This window comes from Streptococcus sp. HMSC062B01 (assembly GCF_001811085.1).
Classification (GTDB): Bacteria; Bacillota; Bacilli; order Lactobacillales; family Streptococcaceae; genus Streptococcus; species Streptococcus gordonii.
Window position 1 is genome coordinate 164,786 of record NZ_KZ672766.1, and the last position, 18,415, is coordinate 183,200.

Genomic DNA, 18,415 nt, shown 5'->3' on the forward strand with positions numbered 1-18,415 from the left:
TGGAGTTGATAGTATCAACGTTTCCTTTGTCCCCAATTTTCTCGGCTACGCCTACCTAAGCACACTGCTCTAACACACCTATACTTACTCTTATTTCTAATCAGCACACTTTCAGCCACTGAACTTTTAAGAGCAAAATCAGGTTATTTAGTGCTCATTCAGCTGGAGAAAATCAGTCTGTTTTTTTAAGAAACCTGTTCACTTTCTTCAGTAGCTTTTTGAGCAGCCTGACGACGTTCTTTTTCTTCTTCTTTGAGAAGAGCGAGTTCTGTTTTTAGGTCAGCATGAATTTGTTCATACGACAAATTTTTATCTTTTTTGAGCTGCACCTGGACGTACAATTTACCAATATTTTTTTGAAGCTTTTCTTCTGCTTCTTTACGAACTGACTCTAAAGCAGCAACTTTTTTCTTTGCTTCTTCCAATTCTAAATCAATTTTTTTAAGATCTTTTTTTGCCATCTTATAGCCTCCTTTTTAAAATTAAAATCAGTATAAGGGATAAAAGATTTTTGTGCTGTAAAGGGACAAGTCACCGCAAAAAGAAAACTCCCCAATCTATGATTAGGGAGAAAAAGTTCATGAAGGATTAGTTCATTTCGATGGTTTCAATCGGATTAGAAAATTCAAATGTCCCATCTTTCACGGCTGCTTTTTTCTTGTTCAAGGTCTCAATCTTACCTTTTAGTTTTTCGATATTCTCTGTAGCTGTTTCAATCGAACGGTTCTTTGTTTCGATGTTACTATCAATGACAGAAATATCTTTTTGGTTGGCTTCCAGGTCATCACCTGTAAGATATTTTGCTTCAGTATTCAATCCGTCTTTGCGAGACTCATCATCTTCAATAGAGGTTTTCAGCTTAGAAATAGACTCATTCAATTTTTTGATTTGTCCTTCCTGATAGCTGATTTCAGCCTCGATTTCAGTCAGTGTAAACTCTTCACGAGACACCGCATCGATTGTCTTTTGTTTGAGATTTTTATTTTGAGTTGTGACAAAAAATTGGACGGTTCTTTCTGCTTCCTCCTCTTTCGGGGACAAGGATTTTGAAGTGGAACTATCGTCACTTGATGGCGATGTAATGTCAATATCAACTGAACTAGTTGAGACAGTTGTATTGATGACATCAATCGCAAAAGCGCCAAAATCTTCAGGTACTCCACGGATAATCACTGAGATTTTATTATCCACGATTGGGACAACTTCCATGCTCGTTTTAGCTGATTTATTTTGTGAGTAAAGCTTCCATTTTAAGCGCTTGGCATCAATTCCACGCTCAACAGATGAAGTCGCATCCCTAGTCTCAAACTGAAGAACAATGATACCTGTTTTGGGAGAATAGGTCTGACTGGTCAGCTTAATTTCTCCAGTTCCATTGACAAATGTTTGCTTGGTTTTAAGCTGATCATCTGTGTAGGTTTGGCGTTCTGGAGAATAGAGTGCTCCAGCCAAAAGACTGATCCAGGCCGCAAATAAAACGGAAAAAATGACTAATTTTCGTTTGATCACATTCTCCTGAAACCAGTTTTTAACGGCCAGAAATGGTTTTACAACGGTGCTGGATTTTGCATTTCCCATCCAGCGTTTTAATGTTTCTATCATGTCTAACAAATCCTTTCTAATTTTCTTTTCCCCACTTCACCTGACTATTAGGCCAGAACATTTTCAACAACATCATCAAGACGACAGACGCTCTCATTTGCTTTTTCTCATTCTCATATTTATCTCTGATTGTCACAGAACAAATAGGAAGAAACCAAGCGCATAGCAAGCTAGCCAAGATGACAAAATGACTAATAAAATTCGATAAGTTATTCATGGGAAACCTCCTAGATACAAGACATTTTTTCTGGTGCAAGTTCGAGAGTTAGCCACAAAGCCTCACTCTCTGAGATATAGGTAAGGCTGCCGCCCTCGTCATGGAACTGGAGAAGATAGTAAGGATCTTCTCCAACATGTCTGCCTAAAGCAACCACACCTTCAGGCGTCTTAGCACGCCACAATTCATTATCAAAACGAAACAAAGCTTCCGTCTTTTTGCTTACCTTTTTAGTCATTTCATTGCCTCCTTAATAGCGGACTCATCAGCCTTGATTTTGCCTTTACTGTCCTTAGTCGCATAGAGAGAAAGCTGTTGTTTTCCATCTCTCAGTGTAACAATCGTCGCCGCTTTTTTTACCTGGTATTTCTTTACCAAGACCTGGCCTTTTTCCGACTCAACATTGATATAAAAAGTCGGATAAGCACTCTTTTCAGCAGCAGAAATAACTGCTTGTTTTCCTGCCTGGCAATAGGGACAGCCTGACTTGTAAAAGACCAGGTTTGCATTCTGATCAACTACCGCAGCCGTATATTCGTTTTGGGTCAGATGGCTGTCATAATCTTTGAAAACAACCTCTTGCCAAACTGTCTTTACTCCAATAGCAGCAAAACTCAAAAGCATGATAAAAAGAACAATGCCAAAACCCAATTTGATTGCTTTCAAATCTTTCATAGAGAGTCCTCCTTGTCCAGAAAATCAAAGAGATTGCCCTGGATCACTTGGAGTTTAGCCAGCCGTTTCATGTCTTGCTTTAGCTCCTGAAAGCTGGTCATAATCTTATTAAAAACAAGCGGATCAAAATCATCATAAATCGCCACAATCGGCAACATAGGCAGATGATCTTTCTTCTCACTATGGAGAAATTCATTGACCTGTCTTTCAGCTACAATGACCCCATCAACTCGTACCAAAGCTGGTAAACTTGTGATAGTTTCTCCATTTTGATAAAAGGTCAGGGCTACATCTCCAGGAGCAATCGTTTCAAAGTCTGCATCGCTTTCAGACACTTTGAAGTAATAAGCTGAGGGCTCTTGTCCTAGTCCTGTCAGATAAGTCCCTCGTACAATCTTAAACGTTTTTGTCATCTTCCCTCTCCTCCTCGTCATCAAACTTAAACATCACCATTTTATTTCTTGATGACATCTCCATTTCAATTTGTTTCCATTCTTGCTTGGTCTTTGTCGTTTTCCATAATGGAATAATATCAAACAGATAAAGTCTTCCAGTATAAAGAACATCATCTTCATTTTTCACCATTAAAACCTCCCTTCTAACAAACCTTATGAAATCTAAATGGAGCCTGATAGTAATTCGGATACTGAATAATTCTCTTTGTCCTCGTTACTGGTACGGGTTTGTGATACCATTTTTGAAGATATTGAGAAGCCATCCCCTGAGTCTCAAAAACTAGAAGGTTCTTCTTCTCATCACGCAGATAATCTCCAATCTCAAAACTAAAAATAGCAATCATTTGACTTCCTCACTTTCTTGATCTTCCAAGTTCTTGACTAGCTCCAGAACATTGAGTACACCCAACTCTTATACTTTTTTACGTGTTATTTGTTCTCCTACCTAATGAATAGTTACTAGCTAGTTTTTCCCCGCCTCCGAATTGCCTCACATTATCCTAGATATAATGTAAAGGCACTTGACGGGTTTTATTTTTTATCCAATGTCGAGCTCAAATAAAGAGAGTTGTGATACTTGTTTAAGGTCATTTTTAACTCCTTCTATCACTCGCCGAGTGAGACTCAAGCTTTCTTCAAAGAAAGCAGCAATATAACCAACATACGCTTCCTGGCGTTCCTTTTTCACCTGGAGAAGGGACAGGAAGATAGCCTTGACGGAAGCAATACGGATCCCGCCGCCACGGCCAGATTTAATCGTGAAGAAGATCTTCTGATCTGCCTTTAGTGCTTTCAGTACTCTGTCTAAAGAGCGTTCAGGGATACTGAGAGCTTCTCTCAGCGCCTTTTTCGTTGTCTGAATAAATGGATCTTCTGACTGGTAAAAGTCCTCTAAATAGGCCATCACATCGGCTTTCCATTCATACAGATGACTGTTCTTGCGATCAGCCCGCTTCTTCTTGAATTTGTACCACCGCTGCTTGGTAAAGAGATCCGCAGCCTTCAAATCCTTATTGACCCAGGCCCGACACAGCAGCATGATATAATCTCTGCTGGCTGCCTCATATTTGCCTGAATAAGCACTGGCAATAATCTTTAAGAGTTCGCTTGTAGTGACTGGTTCGTCCAGTCGTAGGCTAAATTCGTTTAACACGACCTCACAATCGCCTTGTGAGACACCGCTGGAGAAATTAGCCAAGGCTAAAGTGAACAATACAGAATTTCGACCCATTAAGTCCTTAGTACCTTTGATGTTTGACTCATTCATCAACATCTTATACCAGGGCTCATCGGTCTGTTTTGCCCCTTCTGTTCCTGAAATAACCGTTAGGTTCGGTTTCTTACTTGGGAAAGGCAAGTCTGATTGTTTCATCGACCAATTCAGCCACTCCTGGAAAGAATAGGTGTACTCTTCGTCAAAGAATTCGATATTATCTGTACGGGGTATTCTGCAAATACCAAAGTGATTACAGGTCATATCAACAGGTAAAGTCTGACCAAAGTAACTTCTCAAGTTTTGAGAGATCGCCTTGGCCACCTTTACCACCTTGAACTGTGAATGGGCGGTCACATAGGCTGGCTCAGACAGAACAAAGTAAGCCTGGTATCCTTTATCTGACTTTAGAATTAACGTTGGCATGAAGCCTAAATCAAGAGCAGCCGTCAGGATGTCTCCTGATGTCATTACATCGTCTGAGGACAGGTCAAAATCAATCACAAAGGTATTGATCTGACGCAAGTTCTCTTCAGCATGGCCACGTGTAATTTGTCGTCGGCTGTCACTGTATGATCCGAAGCGATAAACGTTCGGCGTCCAGTGAGTGAAGCCATCTTGATTTTCTTTAATAGCTTCCATTGAGGTTAGAACAAGTCCACGGGCCTTGATCATGTGAGCTTTGGAACGGTAAGTGAATATAGCTCCTCGCTTACCTTCCTCAACTGAAGAAACAGGTTTCAAATGACTGTTTCTAAATTTATAATTCCTTAATCCATCTTTGAGAATTAAAGGATAGATTGTATTCAAATTCATATTGAAATATTCCTAATTTTTTTCATCACTGAGCTAGCTGTTTAACAATTCATCAGTCATTAGCTTTGTTTCTTTTGCATGTTCAAGTCCTACAGAATAAGCTTCCAGGTCTACTTTTTGAATTGGAATTTTGGCAGATCTCTCATTGAGTTTTCCCATTCGTTTATACTGTTCTTCCAATACTTCAGCAGGAACCTGAACCATCAAAGCAAATTTTTCTGATGATTGAGTTTGTTTCTCAAAACGCTCATTCAACCCTGTAAGAAATCCAAACAAGTAAGACTTCTTGTAGTCTTTCCAGCGAGCTTTTGTAATTGTAGGGAAGAGACGTTTTAATCGATATTCCAGATATAAAACAGCACCTTCATAAACTTTGGTGCAAAATTCAGCATCACTATCATAGCCAAAGAAAATCATTTTCGTAATTCCTTCATCAACTTTCCTTTGTCTAATGACTTTACACCTGAAGTTTGCACCAAGAATACCAGCCAATTTCTCTTTCCACCAAACCATTCTATATTCTGAGGCTGCAACAGTCTCTCCAATATTATTCTTGTGGATCTTTTGTATATCACTCATGGCTAAATTGTGTTTTACCATCAACTTCTGGGCCATGAGAAGCGCTGACTGCCCTTCTTCATCATTTGGAGCGTCATAGGCTAATTCAAGTAAGTTTTGAACTTTTAAAATAATCTTATCGTTCATTTGGGACCTCCTGAGCTATTCCTAATCCATAATAGCAATGGCTGCAAATTGTTTCTTCTTCATCTATCCACCAACAAGCCCCCTTGTCTGGAGTGTAGCAAGCATTGTTCCAAGTGCAGCCACAGATACAACATTTTCCCTGTTCTTTTGAACTCATGTCAACCTCTCTTAGTTCTCTTTCATACTCTTAGGAGGAGCAGCAACCGAAAAGAAGTAGCCGTCCTTTAAGTCCTCTTTACTGTAAAACTCAGTCTCTGCGGTCGTTACATAATCGCACCGACTCCAGTCACTCCGTAGCTTTTTGTAGGACAGTGATACTCTTTTTTCAATTTCTCTAAAGCGAAAACCTAGCTTCAAATACGTGGTCACGATTTCTTCAATATGTTCTTGAGTTTCTGGAACCTTGACCCTGGTTTGGATATTCTCTTTCTTGTCTTCTTCACGTAGGCTTAGCTGATATTGAATATAGAGTAATCGCATTTCCTCAATTTTCTCTTGCCAGTAAGGATTATAAGGCTGACCTGAATACTTGTTCGTTAAGCTGCGGACAGGTTTTCTGAATTTCATCTGAACCTTGTCAAACTCTCCTAGATCTGTCAGCGGATCAATAAATCCTAACGGCTCACTATTGAGTAACTTTTCATATAAATTTAAACTGTTTGTCATCATCGTTTGTCTCCTCTGATACAGTTCTTTACAATCTCCCCTAGGATGTGTTCTGACAGCTCATGCTTTCAAATAAATCAAGTTGAAAGGCACCTGGAGAAACTTCAGAATCTTCTAGCGGTAATTTCTCTGACTGATTTTCTTTATCGTGATCAATCACTTCATAAACTTCCAATGTGTCAATATTCATGACAATCTCCAATCCTCGCATGATGATCTCCTTTCTCTTTAAATTTAAAACGAACAAAAAAGGAGAACAGATTTCTCCGTTCTCCTTCCTATACAAGATATTCAATTTATACTTTTCTAAAAACTCTTACCACTTACTTATATCCAGATACTTCTTTTATGCTTTCCAAGCACGTGCAATGACTTCATCTGATTTTAACTGATTGAGTAAACTTTCAATTCCATCAAACTTCACCATATCCCGAATTTTATCAAGCCAGTATATTTTAATCGTATCACCATAAATATCTTTTGAAAAATCAAAAATGTTTGCTTCAAAACGAAGTTCATCGCCTTCAAAAGTGACATTCTTTCCAACGCTAGCCATACCTTTGTAACGTTCACCATTATGTTCAACTTCAACGACATAAACACCGTCTCCCGGCAAAAAAACACGATCTAGTGGTGCTAAATTAGCTGTTGGATAACCAATGGTTCGACCACGAGCATTTCCATGAACGACGATCCCTCTAGTTGACAATGGGTAGCCTAGTAATTTTGAAGCCTCAGCAACACGACCTTCTTTAATGGCTTGACGTATCCGAGTAGAGGAAATTTTCTTTTCATCTTGGTTAACTGATGAGACAATAACAATTTGCCCGTCAAAAAACTGACTAAGCTCCTTAGCTTCTTTTTTGTCTGATCCAAAATGATAGTCAAAACCAGCTACAACTGCTCTAGCTTTCAGTTTCTTAACGTACTTTTCAAAAAAATCTTTCGCTTTATTTCCTGCAAAACAGCTGGTAAAGTCAATCAGATAAAGGTAGTCAACTCCTTGTGCTTCAAGCAGTTGCTCTCTTTCTTCAGGACTGTTGAGATGAAGTAATAAATCAGGCTGGTAACGCACAAAAGCTAGCTTGGGAGATTCTGGAAAAGTAAGCACAGCGATCTTCAGTTTTTTTTCTGCTGCAATCTGACGTGCCTCGGCAAAAAGGGCTTGGTGCCCCCTGTGTAAACCATCAAAATAACCTAAAACTAAGACAGTGTCCTGAGTTTGTTGGATATCTTTGTCATTTGAAATATGGATTGTTTTCATTCTTATATTCTATCATAAATTATCAGAGAAAGACCTTGCGAGGCTTGAACTGGTCCTTTCTTTTTTCTAAAATAGCTACCAGCTTTTCTCCATAAAAACCAGCTAGCTCAGCTTCATCTGACACCAAGCTGATAAAACGACCATTTCTCACATCTTCAACCTGCTCGTCTGATAGCTCGACTTTCAGTAAATCCCCGATACCCAGTTCTAGTGGCTGGAGAAAAGAATAATCTTCCTCTGCTACTCGCTCTGCTATTTGATCCAAGCTTAAGGCGTCGGCCAGATTCATACCTGCAGCACTAGTTCGTATTAAATGAGACATATGAGCAGCATAGCCCAGCTTCTCTCCCAAGTCAACAGACAAGGTACGGATATAAGCCCCCTTACTACATTTCACACGAAAGGTAAAACGTGCAAGTTCGCCCTCATAAGAAATCGGACTTGTCCGTTCAAATTGATAAATAGTCACCTGGCGTTCTGGACGCTCCACTTCCTGACCTGCACGCGCATATTCATAGAGCTTGCGACCATTAACCTTAACAGCCGAATACATAGGTGGAATCTGAGTAATAGGCCCAGTCAGACTCGCAATCGCTTCATCGACAAGCTTTTCATCCAAGGGCGACAAAACAGGAGTCTCTGAGACCACTTCCCCACTAGCATCCTCGGTCGTCGTTGAATAACCGAGAGTGATTTCCCCCTCATAGATCTTGCCCTCGTCCTGCATAAACTCGACCATGCGTGTCGCCTTGCCAACTGCAATGGGTAAAACACCCACCACATCCGGATCCAAGGTCCCACCATGACCAATCTTTTTAGTTCCCAAAATCTTACGCAGTTTAAAAACCGCATCATGCGAGGTCATTCCCGCTTCTTTTTTTAAGTTGATAATACCGTTCATGTGTTGCTTTCTAATTTCCCTTTCACTTATATTCCCCATTGTTTAAATCAATTTTTTTAATATCATATAAATCCTCAGAGTAAAATGGTTTTCCCGACTCAATTGGTAAAATATATTCAAAATTATCATCCTTTTCAAGCCGTTTATATTTTCCATTAACAACCGAAAAGTAGTCAGAGTTTATGTTGTAATATCCATCTGGAAGGCTTGAAAAATCAATATCACCTAGTTCCAATAGGTTGCTTTTGCTAAGTGTTAAATGCAACGAAAGAGCTCCCTCCTTCATAAAGTCTTTAACAGAAAGAGTCGCATATCCTCTAAAAGCTTGTTTTTCTTTACTGAATGAATTATGATTTTGAAGAGCTTTTTCTTTTATTAATGGAGTTATTCTATATGAACTTGATATTTTAAAACCAGGGTTAGCTAATGGCTGTTCTTTATCATCAATAACGACTAAATCATAGCCTTTCTTTTGTATTGCACTTTCTACAGCTGATTTAAAATCATTCAGAACCGTCTGAGCTTCTTGGCTCGATACAGAAAGCCTCAAGAATTCTTTAAAACCATAATTCTCATTAATGAAACTGACCTCTGTTAATTTTTGACGAATATACTTAGCACCTACTTGAATGGTTATTCCGTTATCCGATACATCAAAAATACTAATATCTGAAACGTTACTATCTATTTCTACGCTTTTAAGAGCGACATCATAATTCATTCCCCTAGAAGAATAAAACTCTTTTAATTGTTTAACTTTAGCATTATTTCTATAGTGGACCTGAATTCTACTTCCTACAAATGGAGAAAAAATACCAATCAAAAATATAATAAGTAACATACGACTTATTTTTGGATTGTAGTCTTCCTTTTGATAAATCCAATCTAAATACGGAAATAAAAATAATGAAAAAATGAAACTCCAAAGGTCAAGATCCTTTATAAAGTCAAAGGAAACGATCATCTTAAATCTTAGCAAAAACATCAGAAAAATTGCTAAAAAAACATTCCCGATCAATAGAAAAGCAACAATACGTTTTGATTTTTTATGTGCTTTTCGCGCATAAGATATACCTACGATGAGATTGGCTAAAAAGCTAATTCCATAACCGAATATAGTTGGAATAAGTCCAAAAATACCAAATAATAAACTATAGTTTGAGTCTGTATCGCCTACGCCTTCAATATTTAAAAGACCATATAGGAGATTAAGAAAAAATACAACTAATGGTAAATAAGCAATATAAATATCTGAGAATTTCAAAGATTTTTTCATATAAACTCCTGTTTTTAAGGTAATCTCACTCTCCCTTCAGTGCTTCAAATTTCGCTTTCATGGTTGGATTTTTTCGGGTCAATCTTTTGACTGAGACATCCTCCAATTTGTTGTTGGCAAGACGAAGTTGGTTTTCTGATGTGGTCAGGAACTTCTTGACCTCTTCCATACGCTTAATAGCCTTGTCGATTTCATCAATGGCTTTACCAAAATTGGTCGAAGCTGAGTTGTAGTTCTTTGCAAAAGCTAGTTTGAAGGCATCCAAATCTTCTTCAAAATGGGTAATATCAATATTCTGCTCCCGAACCAAGGCTAGCTCTTGCTTGTATTTAAGAGAATTAAGCGCCGCATTTCGCAGGAGACCAATCAACTGAATAAAGAACTGAGGACGGACCACATACATCTTTTCATACTCGTGACTGACGTCAACAATCCCTGTGTTAAAGTAGTCGTTATCTGCTTCTAACATGGTCACCAAAACGGCATACTCACAGTTTTTCTCCCGACGGTCCTTGTCCAATTCTTTGTAAAAACCTGCATTCTTATGCTTCTTCTCTGTTCCGTCCGCTTCATTTTTCATCTCAAACATGATGGAAATGATTTCGATACCATTTTCATCGCATTCACGGAAGATAAAATCTCCCTTAGACCCTCGCGCAGAGACCTTGTTATCCTTCTCAAAGTAGGCATTTGGAAAGGCAAAACTACGAACCTTGTTAAACTCACTCTCTGCATACTGTTCCAAACTTTCCCCGATAGCCTTAGTGGATTGTTGAGTCTTGAAATTCTTATAAAACTCGACTTGTTCACTAACTGCCTTGAGCTGAGCTTCGTAATTCTGTTTGACGGAAGCTAGAGACAACTCGTTTTCCTTTTCTTGCAAGAGAAGCTGATTTTTGACCTGGTCTCGTTCTTTTTCTAGGCCAGAGAGGGTCTTTTGCAGTTGATTTTCATGCTCTAAACGTAAGGTAGCCAATTGGTTTTCCAAGGCCTGTACTTCCTTGTCCTTGGCCAATAAAGCCTCATAGCTTGTCTGCTCTATTTCTTTCCTAGCGAGTTCTTTTTCTGTATCAAAGTTTTGGATTTGACTCTGCAATTGAGCGATTTCTTGGTCTTTTTGAGCTAGTTTAGACTGTTGCTCATTCATGGCTTTCTGCTCAGCCAAGGCCAGTTCCTGCTTCATCCGATCATGCAGTTCCTTATCAAACTCAGCTGTCCTCACTTGGGACAAGAGTTCAGCATACTGACTCTCATTTACTGTAAAGACTTCCCCACAGTTGGGGCATTTTATTTCGTTCATGGATTATCCTCTTTCATGAAATTTCTTCATTATATTATACCATTCCTTGTTATAAATGAAAAACTCGGGCTAATGATCTAAGGCTTGCTTCAAATTCCTCTTGACTTACTTGACAAAACAGTGTACTATACTACTGTATATACACCAAAAGGAGGTTGTAATGAAAATTAAATCTAAAAATCAATTTTTAACCATGACCGCTTTGCTCACAGCCTTAGCAATTGCCATTCCTATGGTTATGCCCTTGAAAATTGTCATCCCCCCTGCTTCTTATACGTTGGGGAGCCACGTCGCCATCTTTCTGGCTATGTTTATCTCGCCTCTAATGACTGTGATTGTCATTTTAGGATCTACTTATGGTTTTTTGATAGCTGGTTATCCATTTGTAATTGTCCTACGTGCTTTCTCTCATATTGTATTCGGTACCCTTGGGGCTATCTACTTGAAGAAAGCTCCCGAAACCTTAAATAATCCAATTAAGAAGTGGATTTTCAATATTGTAATGGCCATTATCCACGCATTAGGGGAAGTGGTGGTCTGCGTTATTTTTTACAGCTCCACTGCTTATCCAAGTGGTAATCTTTTCTATTTATTGTTTATCTTGGTTGGCTTTGGTACTATTATTCACAGTATCGTAGACTTTTTGATTTCTGATTTTATTTTTCAAGCTTTGAAAAAAATTATATAATCCTTGCAACTTATTCTTATTTGTCTTAAAATGAAGCTATGACAAAGCAAAGAAAAGAAAAATTATTAGAACTTTTAAAACAATCTAGTGTTGCTATCAATGGTCAAGCTTTGGCTGAGCATTTCCATGTGACCAGGCAGATTATTGTGCAAGATATTGCCTTGCTTAGAGCTGATGGTGCTCCCATTCTTTCAACCAATCGTGGATATCTATATAAAGGAACTGACGACATTCCTACTTTTCATCGGCTATTCAAGATTAAACATGGCGTAGAAGATATGGAAACTGAACTATTAGCCATTGTTGATAATGGTGGTCGAGTCCAGAATATTCTGATTGAGCATCCAGTTTATGGTGAAATACAGACTTACCTGAAGCTGACCTGTCGCCGTGATGTCCAACATTTTCTTCAACAGGTCGAAGGATCTCAATTCCGTCCTTTATCTGAGCTGACAGATGGAGTTCACTATCACCTGATCCAAGCTGACTCTCAACAGGATTTGGATTATGTTGAGACTGCTTTGAGGGATTTGGGGTTTTTGTTGGAGTAAACAAAAAAAGACTGATTAGGATCTAACCTAGTCAGTTTTTTTAGTACATACTTTTACGCCATCCACCTTCTATCCGCTCGTGATAGTAATATTCCGAAAGCTCCTCATCTTCCATCATACGCAGAAGTTCTAGCATATCATAGGCTAAGTCTAGTTTTGGCAGAGCATTCTTGTCTACCCAAGAAATCTCGCCCTCTTCTGTCGAGTGAATCTGACCAGAAAATTCAGTCGCTTTGTAGCAAAAGACGATATAGCGAATTCCCTCATCCGTATGCCAGTTCTTTACCCCGACCAATTTTGGATGACGAATGGTTAAACCTGTTTCCTCTAAAATCTCACGCACAACTGCATCATGGAGAGACTCGCCCTTCTCGATATGGCCACCCGGAAAGGCATAGCCAGACCAATGATTACGCTCAGGAGAGCGGTATTGCATAACCACACGTTCGTTCTCGAGATCTTCTATAAGGCAAATATTAGTTAAAATCGTTTCTTGGGCACGTGACATGGATTCACTCACTTTCTATTTGTTAATATTCATCCCGAAATTTTACTTCGGACTTCATCATAAAAGAATTAACTAAATCGTGGTATTCACGATAACCATGAAGCAAAGATCCTCTAACGATGATAACTTCCCTATCTACTATCCTACAATCTACTGTAATTGGAATGCGTGAATCTTCTATAAAAGAAAAAGCTAAAAGCGAAACACCCCAGATACAAAAAACTACAAAAGCACTAAAGAGCTCTAGAATAAGATGGCACTTTTGACCTACCCTTGATTTATAAAATCGACCCCATAAATGGAACAATAAGGTTAAACAAAGACAAAAAAACCAGAAATTCCACAGAGTAGAAATAAATGCTAAACCAAATGTTAATAAAATAAGATGGAAAATGACGAAGGATAACAAGGCAAGATAAACTATTCTATACACATTTAAATATTTCATAATATTTTTCCTCTTCTCAAGATTATGACTAGATCTCAAACAGGCTATGGATCAACTCACTTTCTAAGTTATTAAAACATATCTTCGTTATATTTTACTTCTGACTTCATGATAAAGGGATTGATCAATTCATGGTGTTCATAGGTACTATGGACCACAAAACCCCTGACAATGATGATTTCTTTATCTTGTATATGATAGTCTATATTGATAGGAATGGCTGGATTCTGGATGATTGACAAAACAAAGAACGCTGCAAACCAAAGATAAAGTGCCAGTAATGCACTGAATAATTGAAAGATAAGGTGGTACCATTGAAAAATCCTTGTTCTTAAAAAGACGATCCAAGGATGGATAAAAAGGGTCAAACAAAGAATGAAAAACCAACTATTCCACAAAAACGGAGTAAAGGATAGGCCAAAAGCTAACAAAATCAAATGAAGAATGACGAAAGTTAGCAAGGCCAGATAGAGTGTTTTAAATGAAAACAATTTAATTAAATTTTCTTTGGTCATGTTTTTCCCTCTTTTTTTCATTATATTTTAAAATCAATATCGTTAACGCTGAAATGAAGAAAAAGATTAGATAGGTAGCAATCGGAAACCAGACATAGCGAGAATCCAAACTGATTAAAGGTGGCAAAAAACCCTTTCCGTGTTTCAATCTAATCCCTACAAAACAATGAAAAAGAAAAATCAGGCCATTTAGATAGAGAAAAAATTCTGAAATATCTTCCAGCGAGTTGCTCCCCTCTCCTCTCAGACTTCCAAACCAAGAATAGAATGGAAAAGTAACCAGAAGAAACAAATTTAGATACAAGGGGCTAATATAACTAAACTCACGAAGCGGAGCAGGAATACTCTCATTACCAAATGTTAAATATCCCACGCCAAGACCAACCATTATAAAGAATATATAACCTAAAAGAGCTTCTACTATCCAATGTTTTTCCAACCAAAGGATAAATTTGTTCCCCTGAACTTTTACTTTTCTTTTGTTTTTATTTTTCTTTTTGGTTTTACTTTTCATTCACCAACTCCACAATCTTCTGGAAAGTCTTACCGTTTCGGATGGTTAGTTGCTTGTAAAAACTAGATTTGAGCAGTTTCTTATGGTAGTTGGACTTGAGATAGTCCGCTTGGTCAGCATTGCTATAAAAGAAAGCCGTCTGTCCAAAATGCAGCTGCTCCTTGTCATTTGCCCAGTTACCCGCCAGTTCTTGAACAGTTTCCCTATCTGTCTCCGGCAGATAAAAGAGAACATCTCGCCGAAAGGCTGTTTCATCCTGCCACCAAGTAGGCAGATTGGCTGTTTCTTTTTGAAGCATGGCAGAGCTGACAAGGACGAAAGGCAGAGGAAAATCATAAGACTGACTAAAATAAGCCGACAATATCTCCCGAATCCTCTCCTCCTGCTCCTCGCTCTCAAAGAAAAGATTGCCACTATTGATGTAGGAAACTGGGTTTTCAAAACCCAACTCTGCTAAATCCTTCTTCAAATCAGCCATAACGACCTTGTTTTTTCCGCCGACATTAATACCGCGGAGTAAAAGTGCATAACGCATGTGTGCTCCTTAAAATATATCTATTATGTCCAAACTAATTGTTAGAGTTTTTCGAGTAAATCAGCCGTTTTTCTTTCACGGCTTTTCCTAAGTCGATGACTTTTTCCTCACTGTCAAAAACAAAACCCATTTTTTTATAGAAAGCGATGGCACGTTTGTTATCTTCTAAAACCCATAATACAATCTCTTGATAACCATCCAAGGCAGCAAAAGCAGCCTGCATTAACTGCTGTCCTACACCTTTGCCATAATAATCTTTTAAGACATACAAGGCGAAAATTTCACCCGCTCTTGTATCTGAGTCTCGAAAATCACCGTAGCTAACAAAGCCGACCACTTTAGCATCATCCAAAGCGATCAAGGTATTTTCAGGATACTTTTGACTATAAAATCGACACTTATCCAAAGTCATCTGCTCTTGAAATTCCGCAGGCAAAATCTCATCATAAGCTTCACGCCATGTCTGCCAATGAACTCGGGATTTCCCTTCTATCTCCTCAGCTGTTTCCATTGCTTTGATAGTGATGACCATTTGTTTTTCTCCTTGAATAAAACTATCTAGATTATTCCGCCTGAAAACCATTACTATCTAATTTCCCATTTTCTCCCCAAACAACTACATAAACATTTTTGGGTAAGGTAGTAAAATCAACATAATCAGTTAGAGTCGCACCATCAGGAATTCGACCTTCCAGATTGAGATACAAATTCAATTGAGCCCCATACTTTTCTGATAATCGGATCATATCCTTTCTCAATTTCTTTATGTTCTCTGCTGATGCTTCATACTTCTCTGTCTTGGGATTATACTTTAGTTCCTTTTTAATTTGAACCAAATCACGATAAAACCCTTTTTGGTCGTCAGTTACATCGTAATCTAAATCTGTACTCAGCTTCTTAAATTTCACCGGCTTTAGAACAGACTCTTTGTCAAAATATAAGGTATTCAACATTGGATGGGAATTTGTATCTAAGACAGAAGAAAAGGTAAGATCTGTTAATATGGAAGATGGCTCATCATCACTATTAGCGTAATAGGAATAAGTTCTTTCTTCTAACTCATCTGTTAAAATTTTGTCCGCCTCTTCAGTCAATTGAACTTTTACTTCATATTGATAAGTAACATGACTAACCCAAGTTGGAATCTCTATTTTTTTAACCTTCAATCCTAAATTATCTTCAAAAGCTGTGTTCACAACATATTCAATATGCTGCTTTTCCTCTTTCGTAACAAGTTTTGTCGGCATAAATGCCCAAATAAATTGAACTATCGGTATCATGCCTATCACAAAAATTGAAATAAAGAAAATAAGTATTAGTTTAATTAGATCCTTTTTCACTTCAATTCCCCCACTTAAACTTCTCTATCTTATTTTTACATAACAACTTATTGACTAAAAAAGAAATTAAAAGCTTAGTTCGTAACTTTGGTACAAATTATATTATTTAATCCATCGCCTTTATTTCCAGAATCATATCGCGAATCTGTGCGGCCAGTTCGAAGTCGAGGAGTCCGGCAGCTTCTTGCATTTGGCCTTCCAGTTTCTTGATCATGTCCTTGCGCTCCTGCTTGTTGAGGCTTTCGATTTCGACAGTTTCTTCCTTGTCTGGCAGGGCTGCCTTGGTCACGCTTATCAGGTCACGGATTTCTTTCTTAATAGTCTGCGGTACAATGCCGTGCTCTTCATTATAAGCCATCTGGATTGCCCGGCGGCGGGCAGTTTCATCGATAGCGCGCTGCATGGACTGGGTCATGGTATCGGCATACATGATAACATGCCCTTCGCTGTTGCGGGCTGCCCGACCGATGGTCTGGATCAGGCCACGCTCGTTGCGGAGGAAACCTTCCTTGTCCGCATCAAGGATTGCCACCAGACTAACCTCGGGTACGTCGATTCCCTCGCGTAGCAGGTTAATCCCAACCAAAACGTCAAAGACACCCAAGCGCAAATCACGGATAATCTCAGTCCGCTCCAATGTCTTGATATCCGAGTGCATATACTTGACCTTGACTCCCATTTCCTTGAAGTAGTCCGTCAAATCTTCCGCCATCTTCTTGGTCAGGGTTGTGATAAAGGTGCGTTCGTTCTTTTCAACACGTGCATTGATTTCACCCAAAAGATCATCAATCTGTCCCATAGTTGGGCGGACTTCCACCTCTGGATCCAGAAGCCCTGTCGGTCGGATAATCTGCTCAATAACAGTATCCGTCTGTTCATTTTCATAGTCGCCCGGCGTAGCCGATACATAGACAATCTGGTGAACATGGCTTTCAAATTCTTCTCGGCGCAGCGGACGGTTGTCCAAGGCAGACGGCAAGCGGAAACCATAATTAACCAACATCTCCTTACGAGAGCGGTCGCCATTGTACATACCGCGAATCTGTCCCATGGTCATGTGACTCTCGTCAATCATAATCAAGAAGTCATCAGGGAAAAAGTCCAAAAGGGTATAAGGCGGCTCTCCTTCGCTCCGACCATCCATGTGGCGAGAATAGTTCTCAACACCATTCGTATAACCCATTTCGCGCAGCATTTCGATATCGTACTCTGTGCGCTGTTTCAAGCGCTGGGCTTCCAGAAGCTTGCCTTCCTTCTCAAAGATAGCTAGCTGCTCCTCCAGCTCCGCCTGAATCTTAGCAATGGCTACTTCCATGTGGTCTTCATTGGTCACGAAGTGGGTGGCTGGGAAGATGGCCAAATGGTCCACCTCGCCCAAGACTCGACCTGTCAAGGCTTCAACCTCACGAATCCGGTCAATCTCATCTCCAAAAAACTCCACCCGAAAAGCATGCTCATCCCTAGAAGCTGGGAAAATCTCTACCACATCACCACGAACCCGGAATTTCCCCCGCTGAAAATCAATGTCATTGCGCTCAAACTGGATATCTACCAAGTCATTGAGTAGCTTATCACGAGAAATCTCTAGTCCAGGACGCAGGCTAACCACACTATCGGAGTATTCCTTAGGTGAACCCAGACCATAGATACAAGAGACAGAAGCCACGACAATCACATCATTGCGCTCTAGAAGGGCAGATGTCGCTGAGTGACGGAGCTTATCAATCTCGTCATTGACCGAGCTATCCTTTTCGATATAAGTATCGCTGGAAGGCACATAGGCCTCAGGCTGGTAGTAATCATAGTAGGAAACGAAGTATTCCACCGCGTTATTGGGGAAAAACTCCTTAAACTCGCCATAAAGCTGGCCAGCCAGCGTTTTATTGTGGGCGATAACCAGAGTCGGCTTGTTGACCTGAGCGATAACCTGACTCATGGTATAGGTCTTACCAGTACCAGTCGCCCCCATGAGAATCTGGGCTTTCTCGCCGCCCTCAATATTATCCACCAGCTGCTCGATAGCCTGGGGCTGATCTCCTGAAGGCTCATACTTGGAAATCAATTCAAATTTATTATCTGTTATTCTGTTAATCATCTTTTATTCCTCAAATTGTGCTTCTATCATTTTACCATATTTGCCCTATTTTCTCTGGATTTGGATGTGAGCCAATGGTCCACAACTCTATCATCATTCTTTTTTTATCCTACATTTCATTGACAGACAAG

General features: G+C 39.3%; 26 protein-coding genes. 2 read left to right on the forward strand and 24 right to left on the reverse strand.

Annotated features, from left to right (window positions below):
- Positions 1 to 185 precede the first annotated feature (185 nt).
- The 16 genes from HMPREF2780_RS01625 to HMPREF2780_RS01700 all read right to left on the reverse strand — a co-directional run bounded on the left by HMPREF2780_RS01625 (position 186) and on the right by HMPREF2780_RS01700 (position 11,090).
- On the reverse strand, positions 186 to 461 hold the full coding sequence (locus HMPREF2780_RS01625; protein ID WP_060971016.1) for a hypothetical protein: 276 nt from the start codon (positions 459 to 461) through the stop codon (positions 186 to 188).
- A gap of 127 nt (positions 462 to 588) precedes the next feature.
- Positions 589 to 1,602, reverse strand: coding sequence for a hypothetical protein (locus tag HMPREF2780_RS01630; protein WP_060971015.1), 1,014 nt, complete (start codon positions 1,600 to 1,602; stop codon positions 589 to 591).
- A gap of 16 nt (positions 1,603 to 1,618) precedes the next feature.
- Entirely contained in the window at positions 1,619 to 1,819 is a 201-nt protein-coding gene (locus HMPREF2780_RS01635) for a hypothetical protein (RefSeq protein WP_053794429.1), read from the reverse strand.
- A 10-nt stretch (positions 1,820 to 1,829) separates the two neighbouring features.
- On the reverse strand, positions 1,830 to 2,057 hold the full coding sequence (locus HMPREF2780_RS01640; RefSeq protein WP_060971014.1) for a hypothetical protein: 228 nt from the start codon (positions 2,055 to 2,057) through the stop codon (positions 1,830 to 1,832).
- Positions 2,054 to 2,494, reverse strand: a complete 441-nt coding sequence (locus HMPREF2780_RS01645; protein WP_060971013.1) for a thioredoxin domain-containing protein — start codon at positions 2,492 to 2,494, stop codon at positions 2,054 to 2,056. Before HMPREF2780_RS01645 ends, HMPREF2780_RS01640 begins: the two co-directional genes overlap by 4 nt.
- Positions 2,491 to 2,907 (reverse strand): hypothetical protein, encoded by a 417-nt coding sequence (locus HMPREF2780_RS01650; protein WP_020992730.1) that lies wholly within the window; start codon positions 2,905 to 2,907, stop codon positions 2,491 to 2,493. The genes HMPREF2780_RS01645 and HMPREF2780_RS01650 overlap by 4 nt, the downstream gene beginning before the upstream one ends.
- Positions 2,891 to 3,079, reverse strand: a complete 189-nt coding sequence (locus HMPREF2780_RS01655; protein ID WP_225915773.1) for a hypothetical protein — start codon at positions 3,077 to 3,079, stop codon at positions 2,891 to 2,893. Before HMPREF2780_RS01655 ends, HMPREF2780_RS01650 begins: the two co-directional genes overlap by 17 nt.
- A 13-nt stretch (positions 3,080 to 3,092) precedes the next feature.
- Positions 3,093 to 3,293, reverse strand: a complete 201-nt coding sequence (locus HMPREF2780_RS01660; protein ID WP_008809739.1) for a hypothetical protein — start codon at positions 3,291 to 3,293, stop codon at positions 3,093 to 3,095.
- Positions 3,294 to 3,487: 194 nt separating this feature from the next.
- Positions 3,488 to 4,978 carry a primase C-terminal domain-containing protein gene (locus tag HMPREF2780_RS01665; protein WP_105025994.1) on the reverse strand — a complete coding sequence of 497 codons (1,491 nt, stop codon included), beginning with the start codon at positions 4,976 to 4,978 and terminating at the stop codon, positions 3,488 to 3,490.
- Between the two features lie 33 nt (positions 4,979 to 5,011).
- Positions 5,012 to 5,683, reverse strand: coding sequence for a DUF2786 domain-containing protein (locus HMPREF2780_RS01670; RefSeq protein ID WP_023916838.1), 672 nt, complete (start codon positions 5,681 to 5,683; stop codon positions 5,012 to 5,014).
- Between the two features lie 168 nt (positions 5,684 to 5,851).
- The gene (locus tag HMPREF2780_RS01680; protein ID WP_042763686.1) at positions 5,852 to 6,352 is read right to left on the reverse strand and encodes a hypothetical protein; all 501 of its coding nucleotides are present in this window, start codon (positions 6,350 to 6,352) and stop codon (positions 5,852 to 5,854) included.
- 37 nt (positions 6,353 to 6,389) lie between these two features.
- Complete coding sequence (locus HMPREF2780_RS11615) at positions 6,390 to 6,560, reverse strand: hypothetical protein (protein ID WP_023916836.1); 171 nt, start codon at positions 6,558 to 6,560, stop codon at positions 6,390 to 6,392.
- A gap of 135 nt (positions 6,561 to 6,695) precedes the next feature.
- The gene (locus HMPREF2780_RS01685) at positions 6,696 to 7,613 is read right to left on the reverse strand and encodes a bifunctional riboflavin kinase/FAD synthetase (RefSeq protein WP_060970513.1); all 918 of its coding nucleotides are present in this window, start codon (positions 7,611 to 7,613) and stop codon (positions 6,696 to 6,698) included.
- Positions 7,614 to 7,635: 22 nt separating this feature from the next.
- Complete coding sequence (truB, locus tag HMPREF2780_RS01690) at positions 7,636 to 8,514, reverse strand: tRNA pseudouridine(55) synthase TruB (protein WP_060970514.1); 879 nt, start codon at positions 8,512 to 8,514, stop codon at positions 7,636 to 7,638.
- Positions 8,515 to 8,536: 22 nt separating this feature from the next.
- Positions 8,537 to 9,790, reverse strand: a complete 1,254-nt coding sequence (locus HMPREF2780_RS01695) for a glutamyl-tRNA amidotransferase (protein WP_105025995.1) — start codon at positions 9,788 to 9,790, stop codon at positions 8,537 to 8,539.
- A gap of 25 nt (positions 9,791 to 9,815) precedes the next feature.
- A complete protein-coding gene (locus tag HMPREF2780_RS01700; protein ID WP_061595719.1) occupies positions 9,816 to 11,090 on the reverse strand; it encodes a DUF2130 domain-containing protein in 1,275 nt (424 codons plus the stop codon).
- Between the two features lie 160 nt (positions 11,091 to 11,250).
- On the opposite strand from HMPREF2780_RS01700, the gene HMPREF2780_RS01705 reads away from it, so the two are divergent.
- Together HMPREF2780_RS01705 and HMPREF2780_RS01710 are read left to right on the forward strand one after the other, a co-directional pair.
- Positions 11,251 to 11,778, forward strand: coding sequence for a hypothetical protein (locus HMPREF2780_RS01705; protein ID WP_061595718.1), 528 nt, complete (start codon positions 11,251 to 11,253; stop codon positions 11,776 to 11,778).
- A gap of 38 nt (positions 11,779 to 11,816) precedes the next feature.
- Positions 11,817 to 12,329, forward strand: coding sequence for a transcription repressor NadR (locus HMPREF2780_RS01710; protein WP_046165657.1), 513 nt, complete (start codon positions 11,817 to 11,819; stop codon positions 12,327 to 12,329).
- A 40-nt stretch (positions 12,330 to 12,369) separates the two neighbouring features.
- Here HMPREF2780_RS01710 and HMPREF2780_RS01715 read toward each other — a convergent pair whose 3' ends face one another.
- The 8 genes from HMPREF2780_RS01715 to uvrB form a co-directional block, all read right to left on the reverse strand.
- Positions 12,370 to 12,837, reverse strand: a complete 468-nt coding sequence (locus HMPREF2780_RS01715; protein ID WP_046165658.1) for an 8-oxo-dGTP diphosphatase — start codon at positions 12,835 to 12,837, stop codon at positions 12,370 to 12,372.
- Between the two features lie 22 nt (positions 12,838 to 12,859).
- The gene (locus HMPREF2780_RS01720; RefSeq protein ID WP_199774037.1) at positions 12,860 to 13,285 is read right to left on the reverse strand and encodes a hypothetical protein; all 426 of its coding nucleotides are present in this window, start codon (positions 13,283 to 13,285) and stop codon (positions 12,860 to 12,862) included.
- 71 nt (positions 13,286 to 13,356) lie between these two features.
- A complete protein-coding gene (locus tag HMPREF2780_RS01725; RefSeq protein ID WP_061595717.1) occupies positions 13,357 to 13,800 on the reverse strand; it encodes a hypothetical protein in 444 nt (147 codons plus the stop codon).
- Positions 13,778 to 14,314: a hypothetical protein gene (locus tag HMPREF2780_RS01730; protein WP_061595716.1), complete on the reverse strand. Its 537-nt coding sequence runs from the start codon at positions 14,312 to 14,314 to the stop codon at positions 13,778 to 13,780. Before HMPREF2780_RS01730 ends, HMPREF2780_RS01725 begins: the two co-directional genes overlap by 23 nt.
- Positions 14,304 to 14,849: a DUF1697 domain-containing protein gene (locus HMPREF2780_RS01735; RefSeq protein WP_061595715.1), complete on the reverse strand. Its 546-nt coding sequence runs from the start codon at positions 14,847 to 14,849 to the stop codon at positions 14,304 to 14,306. Before HMPREF2780_RS01735 ends, HMPREF2780_RS01730 begins: the two co-directional genes overlap by 11 nt.
- 34 nt (positions 14,850 to 14,883) lie before the next feature.
- Complete coding sequence (locus HMPREF2780_RS01740; protein ID WP_061595714.1) at positions 14,884 to 15,381, reverse strand: GNAT family N-acetyltransferase; 498 nt, start codon at positions 15,379 to 15,381, stop codon at positions 14,884 to 14,886.
- A 31-nt stretch (positions 15,382 to 15,412) separates the two neighbouring features.
- Positions 15,413 to 16,189 (reverse strand): hypothetical protein, encoded by a 777-nt coding sequence (locus tag HMPREF2780_RS01745; protein WP_061595713.1) that lies wholly within the window; start codon positions 16,187 to 16,189, stop codon positions 15,413 to 15,415.
- A 106-nt stretch (positions 16,190 to 16,295) separates the two neighbouring features.
- On the reverse strand, positions 16,296 to 18,284 hold the full coding sequence (uvrB, locus tag HMPREF2780_RS01750; RefSeq protein ID WP_008808768.1) for an excinuclease ABC subunit UvrB: 1,989 nt from the start codon (positions 18,282 to 18,284) through the stop codon (positions 16,296 to 16,298).
- Positions 18,285 to 18,415 lie beyond the last annotated feature (131 nt).

Bases quoted from the DNA above. Each gene is read 5' to 3' on its own strand.
- HMPREF2780_RS01625 (WP_060971016.1), bottom strand. From the start codon at position 461: ATGGCAAAAAAAGATCTTAAAAAAATTGATTTAGAATTGGAAGAAGCA.
- HMPREF2780_RS01630 (WP_060971015.1), bottom strand. From the start codon at position 1,602: ATGATAGAAACATTAAAACGCTGGATGGGAAATGCAAAATCCAGCACC.
- HMPREF2780_RS01635 (WP_053794429.1), bottom strand. From the start codon at position 1,819: ATGAATAACTTATCGAATTTTATTAGTCATTTTGTCATCTTGGCTAGC.
- HMPREF2780_RS01640 (WP_060971014.1), bottom strand. From the start codon at position 2,057: ATGACTAAAAAGGTAAGCAAAAAGACGGAAGCTTTGTTTCGTTTTGAT.
- HMPREF2780_RS01645 (WP_060971013.1), bottom strand. From the start codon at position 2,494: ATGAAAGATTTGAAAGCAATCAAATTGGGTTTTGGCATTGTTCTTTTT.
- HMPREF2780_RS01650 (WP_020992730.1), bottom strand. From the start codon at position 2,907: ATGACAAAAACGTTTAAGATTGTACGAGGGACTTATCTGACAGGACTA.
- HMPREF2780_RS01655 (WP_225915773.1), bottom strand. From the start codon at position 3,079: ATGGTGAAAAATGAAGATGATGTTCTTTATACTGGAAGACTTTATCTG.
- HMPREF2780_RS01660 (WP_008809739.1), bottom strand. From the start codon at position 3,293: ATGATTGCTATTTTTAGTTTTGAGATTGGAGATTATCTGCGTGATGAG.
- HMPREF2780_RS01665 (WP_105025994.1), bottom strand. From the start codon at position 4,978: ATGAATTTGAATACAATCTATCCTTTAATTCTCAAAGATGGATTAAGG.
- HMPREF2780_RS01670 (WP_023916838.1), bottom strand. From the start codon at position 5,683: ATGAACGATAAGATTATTTTAAAAGTTCAAAACTTACTTGAATTAGCC.
- HMPREF2780_RS01680 (WP_042763686.1), bottom strand. From the start codon at position 6,352: ATGATGACAAACAGTTTAAATTTATATGAAAAGTTACTCAATAGTGAG.
- HMPREF2780_RS11615 (WP_023916836.1), bottom strand. From the start codon at position 6,560: ATGCGAGGATTGGAGATTGTCATGAATATTGACACATTGGAAGTTTAT.
- HMPREF2780_RS01685 (WP_060970513.1), bottom strand. From the start codon at position 7,613: ATGAAAACAATCCATATTTCAAATGACAAAGATATCCAACAAACTCAG.
- truB (WP_060970514.1), bottom strand. From the start codon at position 8,514: ATGAACGGTATTATCAACTTAAAAAAAGAAGCGGGAATGACCTCGCAT.
- HMPREF2780_RS01695 (WP_105025995.1), bottom strand. From the start codon at position 9,790: ATGAAAAAATCTTTGAAATTCTCAGATATTTATATTGCTTATTTACCA.
- HMPREF2780_RS01700 (WP_061595719.1), bottom strand. From the start codon at position 11,090: ATGAACGAAATAAAATGCCCCAACTGTGGGGAAGTCTTTACAGTAAAT.
- HMPREF2780_RS01705 (WP_061595718.1), top strand. From the start codon at position 11,251: ATGAAAATTAAATCTAAAAATCAATTTTTAACCATGACCGCTTTGCTC.
- HMPREF2780_RS01710 (WP_046165657.1), top strand. From the start codon at position 11,817: ATGACAAAGCAAAGAAAAGAAAAATTATTAGAACTTTTAAAACAATCT.
- HMPREF2780_RS01715 (WP_046165658.1), bottom strand. From the start codon at position 12,837: ATGTCACGTGCCCAAGAAACGATTTTAACTAATATTTGCCTTATAGAA.
- HMPREF2780_RS01720 (WP_199774037.1), bottom strand. From the start codon at position 13,285: ATGAAATATTTAAATGTGTATAGAATAGTTTATCTTGCCTTGTTATCC.
- HMPREF2780_RS01725 (WP_061595717.1), bottom strand. From the start codon at position 13,800: ATGACCAAAGAAAATTTAATTAAATTGTTTTCATTTAAAACACTCTAT.
- HMPREF2780_RS01730 (WP_061595716.1), bottom strand. From the start codon at position 14,314: ATGAAAAGTAAAACCAAAAAGAAAAATAAAAACAAAAGAAAAGTAAAA.
- HMPREF2780_RS01735 (WP_061595715.1), bottom strand. From the start codon at position 14,849: ATGCGTTATGCACTTTTACTCCGCGGTATTAATGTCGGCGGAAAAAAC.
- HMPREF2780_RS01740 (WP_061595714.1), bottom strand. From the start codon at position 15,381: ATGGTCATCACTATCAAAGCAATGGAAACAGCTGAGGAGATAGAAGGG.
- uvrB (WP_008808768.1), bottom strand. From the start codon at position 18,284: ATGATTAACAGAATAACAGATAATAAATTTGAATTGATTTCCAAGTAT.